The organism is Photobacterium sp. 270122K (genome assembly GCF_059941365.1).
On the sequence record NZ_JBPOEN010000006.1, the window covers coordinates 66645 to 79897 of the forward strand.

Consider the following 13253-nt stretch of genomic DNA (forward strand, 5'->3'; position numbering starts at 1 on the left):
GCTAATAAAAATGGCCATGGTTTTCACCATGGCCATTTTCTTTTTCATTCTTTGTGTCTTTGGCTCATCGCAGCCGAGAGACATAGATGACCAACACACTCGTCAACTAGCTTACTCGTCGAGCGCCTCGTAAGTGTCTTTCATTTCAGCCGGCGCAATACCATAACCCGCATCGGTTAAATACCCGTTTTTATATACCGTCATCCCTTGGGTATTCCACTCTACCGCAATCACCGCCGTTTCACCGTCTTGACTGCCCAACAGGGTCAACAGTTCAGGGGTGATGGGGATCGCCTTGATGGTTTTGGCCCGCTTAAACGGCATAAAGGTATCAAACATAGGCAGATCACCGTACGTGTCGAGCCATGTGGTTTTCGGTACAAGCCATTCATTGTAAACCGCCCCACTGACCGGTTTCGGCGCACGGGCAATCACCACATCTTCTGTGATGGTATTTTCTGTTTCCAGCGTCGGTTTACCGTCTGTGCCTGCCACATACGTCGGCAGGCTGCGTCCCAGTTCGGCCTTGTGGGCCAAACGTCCAAACGTCACCGCTTTTTTTCGGTATTCCTGCGCGCCCTCAAACGCCACCATCACCTGTGGGATGGCTTGAAACGTGACGGGCGTACTGTCTGTCGCCGCCCATGCATTCAGGGTCGGCATTAACAGTAAACTCAGGGCAAAAGCGGTTTTTTTCATGCTCTTTTTCAACGCTATCTACATCACTTAATTATATTTCTATCTATATAGAGTAATACGAAGTGACCGCAAGGGGAAAGCTTTCCTCACTTTCTCGTGCCACGCTTACTGCATTTTGGCTTGTGCGATTTCCCCTTCTAACTCATTGAGCAAAAGGATCACCGTATCAGCCGCACGCTCCATCATCGCGATACATTTCACCCCTTGGGCTTCATTACCCTGCGCATAGGCATGCAGCGCTTGCTTGCCATAGTTATGGACTTGCGCATGCGGGGTTTCTAATTGCTTATAAGACGGACACTGCGAAAACAAGTGTTTACCCCGCCCCTGATAATACCATTGCCCCAAGCGGCACTGCTGATGCCCGGCCACACTGCCATCTGAAAAATCACGGTCACGAATTTTTTGATAAATGGCGATTTTCCACACCACGTGATCCAACTGTACAAGACGCAGGAAAATCGCCGAATAACTTTGATCCACCAGGTTATACAGCATGTCCGTGTTGTGCAGTAAGGTGGTCACAATGTCGACCAATTCAGTGATCTTGTCATGCAAAATGGCACATTGCGCTTCAATGTATTCCGCGCTTTGGTGGCATTCTTGCGTATTATTGCTGATGGCGCTCACGCCGCTTTCAATCTGTCCGGCCGCTTCACTGGCACTTAATGCCAGCTTTCTCACCTCGTCAGCCACCACAGAAAAGCCTCGTCCATAATCACCCGCACGGGCGGCCTCAATCGCGGCATTCAATGCGAGTAAATTGGTCTGCTCTGACACACGATTAATCGTGATCACAAACCGACTGATATCCTCCGCACTCAGGCGTAGCGTATCGAGCGACTCCCCACTGCGTTTGATCTGCGCAATCAGATTTTGCAGTGTTTGACGAAAGCTTTCTAATATCGCGATACCATCGCGGTTTTCAGCCACATGCTGATCTAAATGCACTTTCAAATGATCTGCCGCCATGGCGATATGGGTACGGATATGCTCAATCGGTGACAATGAACTCAGTAAACTGTCCAAATAGAGTCGCTGGGTACGCAAATCTTGATCTGCATCCGCAGCCACCGACTGCAATTGCCCACATTCACTTTGTGCCAGTGCTAATGCGGATTTTAACTGCGCGATTTCTTCTGCTTGCTGCGCCAACAACGGCGCGTGATCGTCGGTTTTATTGAAAAAGCTAAATCCAAACATAACGCTGATAATCCCTTAAAAAGACAGCCCCAACACCGCCCTGACTGCCACATTGATGTAAGTGGTATGGTTGAGGAAAACGTGAATGACCTATTCCCAATAAGCATCCCGTGTTATTGGGAATAGGTGATCTCGCGGAAAATGGCCGCCATCTTATACATGTTTCATGCCGTGTTAAAGTGATATCTCTATGCATATCAGCTCATTAGGCACCTTGTTTTTCATATCGGCAGTAAAGGGAATATCTTTTTGATATTTATCAATAAAGAGAGAGATAACATAACAATAATTCTCACAATAAGCGCATACTGAATATTCTCCCGCGGCCTCAAACAGGAGGTAATGCCATGCAATCCATCACTCAAAAACCTGACAACGGACAGCCGTATACTGCCCTCGCGCCCCGTTCGGCAACGCCACTGACATGGTGTATGCATGCCATGACACTCGCGCCGATTGCGCATTTGGCGGTGGGTATTCCTGTATGGGGGATATTATTTACCGGCTCCCTGCTCTATGTCGTAGGGTTAGCCTGCTTTGCGCTGTCATGGGTGTTACCGTTTGATGCGCCCCATGCACTGGCGATGACCTACACCGTCATCGGCAAAGGTGTCATTGGCAGCACGCTGTATTCCGGCTGGCCATTACCGCTAATGAGTGTGATCCCGCTGCTGTATGGCATTGGGTTACTGGGGTTAAAACGGCGTTACCGTCAAACCTCGCTGGCCGCATGGGTCGGCTACGACATCGAGACTTTATGGCGAGCTGCGTGGATCTCGCTGGGTACGATCGCCATTGCTCTTATCTTGCAAATGGGGACAGACAGCGCGATGTGGCTGTCTGGTGGCGTCACGAGTGGCTATTTATTGTTGCGGGTAGCCCGTTTTTACTTACCTTGGCGTCACTACCTTAAACGGCAGCCAACCAATCACGCCGGTAAACTCAACGGCTGAGGGCCGCGGACTTGGTTGATGATCAATTCACGGAACCAGCGGTGACTGTGATCAAAATCGAAGTGCTTATGCCACATCAACACATAACACCCTGAATGCATTTCAATCGGCACTTCCCGTCGTATCAATGCCTGATTACCCATCATGTAATCAATGTATTTGGCAGGGGCGCAAAGGATCAAATCACTCTGCTCACACAAATCCATTGCAGATTGGAAATCGGTTAAATTGACCGCGATATCCCGTTTCAGGTGCTGCAGATCCAGCACATCATCCAGCAGCCATTGATCAATACCGCCAAACACCACCTGCAGATGACGGTATTTCAGGAAAGTCTCTATCGTCCATGGCTCTTGCAACAAGGGGTGATCATTTCGCACCAAACAAATGGCGTGATCACGCACAAGCTCCACATAGTTTAAGGCGTCGGGAATATTCCCAATATGCCATTTCGAGCGCGGATCCCATTCCCAGCAACTTATCGCCATATCAATTTCACAGCGCAGTAGCTGATCTAAACTGTCCCGTCGCCATGTTTTCGCGTTAATGCTCACTTTCGGTGCTTCGCTCAGCACCGCGGGCATAAAATAGGGATACGTTAAAGAATACGCAGTTTCCACCATATGCAGGTGAAATATCCGCTCACTGTCATGGGGCTCAAAATGGCTAGGGCGGGTAAAGTGCTCTAAGCCTTGCAGCACCTTGCGCAATTCCGGCGCCAGTTGCTTCGCGCGGGGCGTGGGACGCAAACCGTGAGACGTTCGCTCAAACAGCGGATCATTAAACACCTCACGCAATTTTGCGAGCTGCTTACTCACGGCCGACTGGCTAAGATGCAAACGTGCTGCTGCTGCCGTGACACTTTGTTCTTCCAGCAACACATCCAATACATTCAGTAAATTATAATCAAACCGTGACACCCGCCACTCCCTCACACCACTCGCACAGAATCCGCGGAGTGTAACTTGCCATACTCTGCCGAAGCAAGTTACTGCGGCAACGTAATGGTTACCCGTGCTCCGCCGCTTTCACTGTCAGTGATCACTAACTGACCATGGTGCAAACTGACGATTTGGCTGACAATCGACAGCCCGAGCCCATGACCGCCAGACTGACGATCACGCGCGCTGTTAACCCGATAAAACGGTTGCAGCACATTGGCACGTTCAGACTCCGGAATACCACACCCGTCATCATCAATATGAATCACCAGTGCGTCTGCTTTCTGTTCTACCGTCACGGAAATCACGCTGTCAGCATAACGGCTGGCATTGCGGATCAGGTTCGACACCGCACGTGAGAGATGGTGTGCATCCAGCACCCACAAACACGGTGAAGGACAGGTCAGGTTCACACTCGGTACCGTGCCGTCTGTCGGTTGCGTCACCAGCGATTTTTGACATTGGCTGACCGTGTGATCGAGCAGCTCTGCCACATCGACCGTTTTCAATGACAACATGATCCCTGCGGCCAATGAAGAGCGCTCCATTTTGGCGTAATACAGCAACTCTTCAATCAACGCTTCCAATTCATCCATGTCATCATGAATGCCTGCAATATAGGTTTGCTGTTGAGCCGACAGTTCTGACGTTTCCAGTAAATCCAATTGGCATTGCACGCGAAAAATGGGCGTGCGCAGCTCATGCGCGATGGCGTTAGATAACTGCTTATGACTGGCAATTAAGGCGCCGATTTTATCGGCCATCTGGTTAAAACGCAGATTGAGCCGCCCAAGACGATCCCGAGGATGCTCAGAGGCGCGGGCATGAAAATCCCCTTCTGCGAAGGCCAAGGTCGCGCGTTCTAACTGATTAAAACGGCGTGCCAGCAGGCGGATCATCAAGGCGCTGTAGAGGGCAAATGTGAACAAGAATGACAGCCATAGGATCACCAGTTGTGTCTCGGCATGCTGCCAAATCGACGCCGTTTCATCAGGGGCGAGGTAATACACCTGCTGGCGGTCACCATAGGTCAGCCAAAAATGGTTATCACGCTGATAGGCAACCCCGTCACGCTGCAGCTTTCTCACCACGTTCGCGGTCAACGCCGGATCATCCCAAGTCATGGGGGTAAGAATTAAGCTATTACGCTTAGCAAAGCCCGTTAACAGTTTATCTGCCACCGACAGCCCGCGCTGGGCTTTCACATCCTCTAATATAGACACCACACCGGACACATACCCCATTTCCACTTCCCCTTCATAATCCGGGGTGAGGGTGTGCACCGCAGACGCAAAGGCCACCACACACAGCAAAAACAGGCCGGATAAGCCTAAGAAAAATTCAAGATACAGGCGTTTCATCGGCCTCTCCTATGCCTATTGGCGTCCATCACCAGCGATCAGGCACAAATAAATAGCCTTTGCCGCGCACCGTAATGATCTTGCGTGGCAGTGTCGGGTTGTCCCCTAGCTTTTTGCGGAGCGTCACGATCTTATTATCGATGGTACGGTCTAGGCCGTCATATTGAATACCGCGCGTGGCCATCACCAAGTATTCGCGCGTAAGCACTTCATCTGGTCGGCAAGCCAGTAACCATAATAAATTAAATTCGCTGTCGGTCAGGTTGATGGCCTTGCCAGCCACATCACACGCGCGCAATCGCTGGTTGATCACCAACGCACCGTATTGGCGTTCAAACTGAGGGGGGTCTTGCTCATGTGCTTCAACGGTCGGAGCGCCCTCTGCAACGCGAGACTGGCGGCGTAACAGCATGCGCACTCGTGCTAACAGCACACGCGGTTTGATCGGTTTGCAGACGAAATCATCCGCCCCAAGTTCCAAACTCGCGACGTGATCGATATCGTCATCACTCGCAGTTAACATCAAAATTTTGCCGAAAAACGTGTCTCTGATCTGGCGGCACACACTTAAACCATCCATTCCCGGCAACATCAAATCCAAAATCACCACATCTGGCTGGACGGCGTCAATCACCGCTGGCGCTTGAGCCCCGTCATAAACGGTGGTCACATCAAATTGCTGCTGGCGAAAATACGCCGCCAAAAGGTCACACAGCTTGGTGTCATCTTCCACCAACACCATTTTTTCCATCCGGCTACCTCATACTGCTTTGCTGTCGTGTCTTTTCTCTCGTCATGATAAAGGATAGCGGCGACAGATGGATACCTCTAAGCGATAAATAACAGCGCGATAAATAAAAAGGCCGTAACGTAAAACGCGATACAGACAAAAACGGTCGCGATATCCACAGTGAATAAAAACCGACTGAAATGATCGACACGTTTAATGCGCACGTTAATACTGACAATGCCGACACCCGAAAAGGATAACACTGTGACACTCACCATTTTTTACGATGGTCGTTGCCCGCTGTGCGTGGCAGAAATGCAACAGCTGCAACGTGCCAATCATCAAGGAACACTGCGGTTTGAAGACATTGGCCAGCCTGATTTCACGCAACGCTACCCCAATATTAGCCCGAAAAAAGCCAGCACCATTCTGCACGGCGTCCGTGAAGATGGCGTGTTACTACTGGGGTTGGATGTCACCGCACTCGCATGGCGCAGTGTCGGACAAAAACGCTGGATACAGATGCTGCGCTGGCCGCTGATCCGTCATGTCGCAGACGTGTGTTACCGTATTTTTGCCAAACACCGTTACCGCTTTTCGGCGTTGCTGATGGGACAAGCCCAATGCGAGGCATGTTCGCTACCTCGCACGGCCGATGACACCCGCGCCAACACACTAAAAGTAAGACAGAAAATACGGAATGATTAACGCGTTGGCCAAATCAATAAAGAACGCACACACCAGCGGAACAACAATAAACGCCAAGTGTGAGTTCCCGTAACGCTGGGACACCGCCGACATGTTTGCCATGGCTGTCGGTGTTGAACCTAACGAGATCCCACCAAAGCCCGCGCAAATCACTGCCGCATCGTAGTTTTTCCCCATGGCCGGAAAGACGATAAACAGGTTCACCGCCACCGCGACCACAAACTGTGCCGCTAGAATGGCAAAAATCGGCCCCGCTAAATCAATCAGCGTCCATAACTGCATACTCATGAGCGACATGGCCAAGAAAGTGCCCAGTGAGATGTCCGCGATTAATGCCACCGCCGGTTTACGTGCCGGCCAACGCGTCCCCGTGATACGGCGAATACCTGTACCGTGGATAAGATTGGTCATCACAATACCGGCAAACAAACAGGTGACAAACAATGGCAACTGCAAACCGGCACTGGCAACCAATTCATTGAAGATATAGCCGACAATCACGCAGACATGAATCGCGAAAACAGCATCAAGAAAATCAAAGCCGGTGATTTTGCCGTTGTCTTCCTCGTCCGCGACCCCGACATCCAAAGCTTCTTTCTGTGCCGGTTTTAAATCGTAACGGGTGATCAAAAATTTAGCGATCGGGCCCCCCATCAAACTGGCGAGAATCAACCCGAAGGTAGCGCAAGCCACCCCAATTTCCATCGCATTACTAATGGCAAAGTTCTCGGCAATTCGGGGCGACCACGCAATCGCGGTACCATGCCCGCCAATCAACGACACGCTGCCCCCTAGCAAGCCCACCGGACCATCCAATTCAAACAACCCCGCCATGCCGATCCCGGTCAAGTTCTGCACCAGCATGTACCCGATAGTGATCGCGAGCAGTATGATTAAGGGTAAGCCCCCTTTCACCAAGTCACGCAAGCTGGCATTAATACCTATGGTGGTAAAGAAGTACACCAACAGCACATCCCGTGCGATCAAATTAAATTCAATCGCGATCCCTGATACCGCGTACACAACGGCAATCAGCACTGAAAACACAATGCCACCGGTCACGGGCTCAGGAATGCTGAATTCTTTGAGCGGCGCGAACTGTTGATTAAGTTGCCGCCCAACAAACAGCACCAATATCCCAATCGTCACCGCAAAAAACGAGTCAAACCGCAAAATGCCGCTTACCCAATCCATGTCCATCGTGCCTCCTTGCCCAAATTACGCGTTAATATGCCTATTGCTCATCTCAAGGTAGCAAACAATGCTGTATTGGAGGTAAATAAGGCGACGAAGGTGCGAAGAAGCGCAGGGATGAGTAGCTAGTAAGTGCAGGGACTAGGGGCGAGTAAAGGCAGGTAAAGCAGAGGCGAGTGTCGAGGGACGGGTCATGCTTCGCTCCGAGTGAGAGCAAAAGGGTCCTGTGGTCCTGTGGTCCTGTGGTCCTGTGGTCCTGTGGTCCTGTGGTCCTGTGGTCCTGTGGTCCTGTGGTCCTGTGGTCCTGTGGTCCTGTGGTCCTGTGGTCCTGTGGTCCTGCATGCAAGATTTCAGATCCCTTCATGGATGCAAGCGCTTTCGCTCTTGCCCACCCCTTTAAACTCGTCCCGCGCCTACTTGCTCCTGCCCCCCGATCTACCACTGAAAACGGTTACATCTCAAATAAAAACACCGTACTGCAAACTTGTTGCACCACGAAGCGTGATCTTTAGTGGTTAATTTATTTTATTAAACCGCTATTTTATAAATAATGTGACTCCTGACTCTTTTATTAACAAAGAATAATTATATTGTGCACCCATCGAAAAAGGTGAGCGCGGTTTGCTCATTAGCGCCATAGTAAAGGATTGTCTCGTGCCAGTATGCCTAACATTTCAAGGTAATTATCGTCGATTGAATTTCGATTCAATTACCTAACCCTCTTTCTGTTAATACCCTGTAGCCCTCGGCTATATGGCTATTGGCGCACCCTATTTTTCCGCTACCGGAACCAACAACTACAGCCTATCTATTTGTAAATAAAGACTTGTATTTATCCAATGTCTGTTTTGCAACGTCTGTGTTCGATGGTTATCCGTTCGCGTAAAAACATATTGTATTTATCATATTTCATTTAATCGTTATGGATTTTCTTATTTATCCTGACGGTTCTTATATTGTTATTAATTTATTTAATTTTTACGAGGTTTTTATGTCTTCTAAATTGTGGGGCGGTAGGTTTGATCTACCAACAAATAAACTTGTTGAAGAATTTAACGCAACGATCATGATTGAAAAGCGTTTGTTCCCTATTGATATTAAAGGCAGCATTGCACACGCAACCATGCTGGCTAAACAAGACATCATTACACAGGAAGAAGCGGATCTGATTATTTCTGGCCTGCAAGCCGTCGCAAAAGAAGTTGAAGAAGGCACGTTCGTTTACGACACCGCTGATGAAGACGTACACATGTCTATCGAAAAGCGCATGACTGAAATCATCGGTCCAGTCGGCGGTAAACTGCATACCGCACGTAGCCGTAACGACCAAACCACGCTGGATTCAAAAATGCACATGCGTGGCGTTATCCAAGAAAACCTGACACTGATCCGCGAAATGCAGAAAGTGATCATCGAGCGTGCAAAAGGCGAAATGAACGTCATCATGCCGGGTTACACGCACCTACAGACCGGTCAGCCAATCCTATTCTCGCATTGGATCATGGCGTACTTCTGGATGCTTCAGCGCGACTACTCTCGCTTTGAAGATTTGCACGAGCGTATGGGCCAGTGTCCGCTCGGTTCTGCCGCACTTGCAGGGACCACCTTCCCTATCGACCGTTTCCACACCGCTGAACTGTTGGGCTTTGATGAACCGACACACAACAGTATCGATTCAGTGAGTGACCGTGACCACATGGTGGAATTCAATGCTGCAGCTGCAATCTGTTTCATGCACCTGAGCCGTCTGTCTGAAGAAATCGTGCTGTTCTCAAGCCAAGACTTTAAGTTCATTGAACTGTCTGATGACTTCTGCACCGGCTCAAGCATCATGCCACAGAAGAAGAACCCAGATATCGCAGAGAAGATCCGCGGTAAAACGGGCCGTATGTACGGTAACTTGATGGCGATTCTGACCACCATGAAGGGCCTACCTCTGGCTTACAACACCGACATGAGTGAGGACAAAGAAGCGGTATACGATTCTATGGATACCCTGCAACTGTCACTTCAAGTCATGACACCGATGATCGAAAAAATGGTGATCATTGAAGCCAACACCCGTGATGCGGCTGACCGTGGTTTCTCTACCGCGACAGACATGGCGGATTACTTGGTACGTAAAGGCCTGCCATTCCGTGAAGCACACCACGTTGTCGGCTCTGCGGTGAACTACTGCATCAAGCACGACAAGAAACTGGACGCGCTAAGCCTTGACGAGTTCCGTTCATTCCACCCTTCTATCGATGAAGATATCTACCAAGATATCACGCTAGAAGCGTGTGTATCAGCGCGTAACTCTTACGGCGGCACGGCACCTCAAGCGGTTGAAGCACAAATCGAACGCGCTGAAGCCATCGCAGCAAACTAATCATTCCCCTATCACGCGCCCGTCTGCTCGGCGGGCCGTTTGACAGACAGTCAACGGGGTTGCCACACGGTCATCCCGTTTTTTGGAGTAAGTATGAGCGTTGAATTTTGGCTACAGCTGGCTGTAGTACTGACCTGTATCGGCGTGGGTGGCCGATTTGGTGGCGTCGGTTTGGGTGCCGCCGGTGGTTTGGGTGTCTGTATTCTGGTGCTGGGCTTTGGCCTGCAACCGGGGTCACCACCGACCACCGTGTTACTGATCATCATCGCCGTTATCGCCTGTACCAGTGTGCTGCAAGGTGCGGGCGGTTTAGACTTCTTGGTCCGTATCGCGGAAAAACTGCTGCGGAAAAAGCCAAGTGCGATCACCTTCTTGGGCCCATTGATCTCTTCGATGTTTGTGGTGTTCTGTGGTACGTCATACGTGGCGTTTGCGGTTTACCCGGTTATCGCCGAAGTGGCAGCGGAAGCAAAAATCCGTCCTGAACGTCCGATGTCGATGGCGGTTATCGCCTCAGGTATCGCGATCACAGCAAGCCCGATGAGTGCCGCAACAGCGGGTATGATCGCGACATTGTCGATGTACGACGTCACCTTCTTCCAGATCCTTGCCGTCAGCATGCCTGCGTTTGTTATCGGTACCTTGTGTGGTTGTGCCTTCGTGTACAAACGTGGTGCTGAACTTGAAAATGATCCTGAATTCCAACGTCGCGTGGCGTCAGGTGAATATCAAATGCTGCATGAAGATGAAAACCTACAAGCAGAGAAAGCGGCGTACGTTCCAACCAAACCCGTTAAACTCAGCGTACTGATCTTTGGTTTTGGTGTGGCGACCGTTATTTTGTTCGGTACCTTCAAATCGCTGCTGCCTTCTTGGGACATCGACGGCAAAACCGTTGTACTGGCGACGCCTGTGCTGATCCAGATGGTGATGCTGGCGTGTGCGCTGTTCATGATCATCTTCGCCAAAGTGCCAAGTGACAAGTTCGCGTCAGGCTCTGTGTTCCGCTCTGGTTTGATCGGTGTGGTTGGCGTATTCGGTATTTCTTGGATGACTGGCACGTTCTTTAACGCTTACCAGCCTTTCTTTGAAACCACGTTTGAAGGCATGGTAGAAAGCGCACCGATGATGTTCGGTTTGATCCTATTCTGCTTCTCAGCGGTTATCTTCAGCCCATCTGCCACCGTTTCTGCACTGATGCCTTTGGGCGCCGCAATGGGTATTCCACCGGCAATGCTTGTCGCACTGTACCCAGCAACCTGTGGTGACTTCATCGTTCCGGGTGCAGGCCAAATTGGCTGTGTGTCTTTCGACCGTACCGGTACCACCAAGTTGGGTACGTATGTTGTGAACCACAGTTACATTCTGCCTGGTTTCGTGATGGTCATTTCTTCCGTCACCGCGGGTTACTTTATTTCTAAGCTGGTTTTCTAATTTCTACCTGAAAAAGACAAACAGCAGAAAGAAACCCAAAGCAAACACAACATCATCCAAACACAAGAGGGATCATCTGATCCCTCTTTTTTATTCTGCCTTTTTTACGCACCCGCCGAACAACGATTTTATATATCCGACGGTAACGTTTTTAAATACCCGCTGGGTGTCACCCCAAACTTGCCTTTAAAGCGCTGGCTAAATCGCCCTTCGGATTGATAGCCACAGCATTGCGCTAACAGTGCCACATTGCTGTCACCGTGTTGCATTAAATACAACGCGTGATTCAGGCGCACTTCGGCTAAGACTTCGCGGTACTGCCGCCCTTCTTGTTTGAGCTTGCGGATCAAGGTCGCACGACTCATGGCAAAATGTGCGGCCACGTCATCCAATGCATGCTCCTCGCCGGGAGAATGAGATAAATACTGGCTGATTTGCTGACTGAACGTCATCTGTGCGTGCGGAAATAGCGGGTGTAATTGGCCTTTTTCAGCCAACTGCTGGTATACGCCCATCACCCAAAAGGTTTGGGTTGCCTCACTCATTGTATTGAGATCAAACGAAAACAGGGCATCCAAGGTGGCATTCAAGGCACTGTCGATCTCAAACATCGGCGATGTGCCCCGTTGATCTCGCGCTTCGCTGACAGTTTGACTTAGCGTCAACATGGCCTCTGTCGGCTGACAGTGAAAGCTGATCATACGTGACAGAAACCGCCCGTTGTGCGGCAGGTTATCAAAACTCAATGATGCCGAGGCTTCGCACGGTAAGCACTGCGACGACATCACCTCTACCGTACTGTCTTTCCAGAACAGACGTTTACTGCCCGACAAAATATGGATCAGACTGGGAGAGTGGATCCGCACATTGCGCAGCGGTTGTTGCTGCCCGGCACGAAACCATGTCGTTTGATATTGGTGCGCCATCACGCTCTCCCGTGTCTTATCTCGTTACGGCTTATCGGGTAAAGGTTGCGGTCAGTTTCGCTTTACCTAACGCCATATTATTTAGCGTAAAACCAATCACTGCCGGTGTGGTGTCAGGACCGACATTCAACGTCGCGGTTGGCAACGCCCATACGGTGAACTGGTAACGGTGCATGCCATCGCCTTCCGGTGGACACACACCGCCAAAGCCTGTGGTGCCGTAATCAATACGCGCCGTTTTACCGCCGATTTTGTTGATATCGACGCCGCGAGGCAATGCAGTCACATTCGCCGGAATATCATACGCTACCCAGTGCCAGAAACCACTGCCTGTCGGCGCGTCGGGATCATACGCAGTAATCGCAAAACTCTTGGTGCCTTTAGGGGCATCTTTCCACATCAGTTGTGGCGACTGGTTACCGCCATCACACCCCCAGCTGTTGTATTCAAAGGTCTTCGCCATTGGATGGCCTTCCTGAATATCGTTACTGCTTATTTCAAACGCATTCGCCGACTGCGCCACCAGCAAACTGAGTGCAACAACGGATGAGGCCAAGGCTTTCGATGCGTGTTTCTTGAAGGTGGACGTCGTCAATGCTGACATGTTTGATGCGATGGATTTCATGGGGCAACTCCTTATCTGAGAACGAGATAAGTGTACCCAATCCAATATGCAAAATAAGACCAATAAGTATCACTAAGAACAACAAAGCATTACTTTTTGATACTTTAT

Annotated in this window: 12 protein-coding genes; 4 read left to right on the plus strand and 8 right to left on the minus strand. The window is 50.2% G+C overall.

Annotated features, from left to right (window positions below; genetic code table 11):
* Positions 1-111 precede the first annotated feature (111 nt).
* Positions 112-711 carry a hypothetical protein gene (locus tag ACSF8W_RS12230; RefSeq protein WP_500847605.1) on the minus strand — a complete coding sequence of 200 codons (600 nt, stop codon included), beginning with the start codon at positions 709-711 and terminating at the stop codon, positions 112-114.
* Between the two features lie 93 nt (positions 712-804).
* A complete protein-coding gene (locus ACSF8W_RS12235) occupies positions 805-1902 on the minus strand; it encodes a methyl-accepting chemotaxis protein (protein WP_500847606.1) in 1098 nt (365 codons plus the stop codon).
* Positions 1903-2249: 347 nt separating this feature from the next.
* On the opposite strand from ACSF8W_RS12235, the gene ACSF8W_RS12240 reads away from it, so the two are divergent.
* Entirely contained in the window at positions 2250-2855 is a 606-nt protein-coding gene (locus tag ACSF8W_RS12240; RefSeq protein ID WP_500847607.1) for a hypothetical protein, read from the plus strand.
* On the opposite strand, the gene ACSF8W_RS12245 is transcribed toward ACSF8W_RS12240, so the two are convergent.
* The 3 genes from ACSF8W_RS12245 to ACSF8W_RS12255 all read right to left on the minus strand — a co-directional run bounded on the left by ACSF8W_RS12245 (position 2831) and on the right by ACSF8W_RS12255 (position 5908).
* Positions 2831-3775 carry a LysR family transcriptional regulator gene (locus ACSF8W_RS12245; protein ID WP_500847608.1) on the minus strand — a complete coding sequence of 315 codons (945 nt, stop codon included), beginning with the start codon at positions 3773-3775 and terminating at the stop codon, positions 2831-2833. The genes ACSF8W_RS12240 and ACSF8W_RS12245 overlap by 25 nt on opposite strands.
* A 68-nt stretch (positions 3776-3843) precedes the next feature.
* On the minus strand, positions 3844-5157 hold the full coding sequence (locus ACSF8W_RS12250; RefSeq protein WP_500847609.1) for an ATP-binding protein: 1314 nt from the start codon (positions 5155-5157) through the stop codon (positions 3844-3846).
* Positions 5158-5185: 28 nt separating this feature from the next.
* Positions 5186-5908 carry a response regulator gene (locus ACSF8W_RS12255; RefSeq protein ID WP_500847610.1) on the minus strand — a complete coding sequence of 241 codons (723 nt, stop codon included), beginning with the start codon at positions 5906-5908 and terminating at the stop codon, positions 5186-5188.
* A gap of 243 nt (positions 5909-6151) precedes the next feature.
* On the opposite strand from ACSF8W_RS12255, the gene ACSF8W_RS12260 reads away from it, so the two are divergent.
* The gene (locus tag ACSF8W_RS12260) at positions 6152-6595 is read left to right on the plus strand and encodes a thiol-disulfide oxidoreductase DCC family protein (RefSeq protein WP_500847611.1); all 444 of its coding nucleotides are present in this window, start codon (positions 6152-6154) and stop codon (positions 6593-6595) included.
* On the opposite strand, the gene gltS is transcribed toward ACSF8W_RS12260, so the two are convergent.
* Positions 6563-7789 (minus strand): sodium/glutamate symporter, encoded by a 1227-nt coding sequence (gltS, locus tag ACSF8W_RS12265; protein WP_500847612.1) that lies wholly within the window; start codon positions 7787-7789, stop codon positions 6563-6565. The genes ACSF8W_RS12260 and gltS overlap by 33 nt on opposite strands.
* A 991-nt stretch (positions 7790-8780) precedes the next feature.
* Between gltS and argH the strand changes: the two genes are divergently transcribed.
* Positions 8781-10160, plus strand: coding sequence for an argininosuccinate lyase (gene argH / locus ACSF8W_RS12270; RefSeq protein ID WP_500847613.1), 1380 nt, complete (start codon positions 8781-8783; stop codon positions 10158-10160).
* A gap of 93 nt (positions 10161-10253) precedes the next feature.
* Complete coding sequence (locus ACSF8W_RS12275) at positions 10254-11594, plus strand: anaerobic C4-dicarboxylate transporter family protein (RefSeq protein ID WP_500847614.1); 1341 nt, start codon at positions 10254-10256, stop codon at positions 11592-11594.
* Positions 11595-11722: 128 nt separating this feature from the next.
* Here ACSF8W_RS12275 and ACSF8W_RS12280 read toward each other — a convergent pair whose 3' ends face one another.
* Positions 11723-12520: a helix-turn-helix transcriptional regulator gene (locus ACSF8W_RS12280; protein WP_500847615.1), complete on the minus strand. Its 798-nt coding sequence runs from the start codon at positions 12518-12520 to the stop codon at positions 11723-11725.
* A gap of 31 nt (positions 12521-12551) precedes the next feature.
* On the minus strand, positions 12552-13124 hold the full coding sequence (locus ACSF8W_RS12285) for a YbhB/YbcL family Raf kinase inhibitor-like protein (protein WP_500847801.1): 573 nt from the start codon (positions 13122-13124) through the stop codon (positions 12552-12554).
* Positions 13125-13253: the final 129 nt, after the last annotated feature.

Coding starts and splice junctions, on each gene's coding strand:
- ACSF8W_RS12235 (WP_500847606.1), bottom strand. CDS start 1,902: ATGTTTGGATTTAGCTTTTTCAATAAAACCGACGATCACGCGCCGTTG.
- argH (WP_500847613.1), top strand. CDS start 8,781: ATGTCTTCTAAATTGTGGGGCGGTAGGTTTGATCTACCAACAAATAAA.
- ACSF8W_RS12255 (WP_500847610.1), bottom strand. CDS start 5,908: ATGGAAAAAATGGTGTTGGTGGAAGATGACACCAAGCTGTGTGACCTT.
- ACSF8W_RS12240 (WP_500847607.1), top strand. CDS start 2,250: ATGCAATCCATCACTCAAAAACCTGACAACGGACAGCCGTATACTGCC.
- ACSF8W_RS12275 (WP_500847614.1), top strand. CDS start 10,254: ATGAGCGTTGAATTTTGGCTACAGCTGGCTGTAGTACTGACCTGTATC.
- gltS (WP_500847612.1), bottom strand. CDS start 7,789: ATGGATTGGGTAAGCGGCATTTTGCGGTTTGACTCGTTTTTTGCGGTG.
- ACSF8W_RS12280 (WP_500847615.1), bottom strand. CDS start 12,520: ATGGCGCACCAATATCAAACGACATGGTTTCGTGCCGGGCAGCAACAA.
- ACSF8W_RS12250 (WP_500847609.1), bottom strand. CDS start 5,157: ATGAAACGCCTGTATCTTGAATTTTTCTTAGGCTTATCCGGCCTGTTT.
- ACSF8W_RS12285 (WP_500847801.1), bottom strand. CDS start 13,124: ATGTCAGCATTGACGACGTCCACCTTCAAGAAACACGCATCGAAAGCC.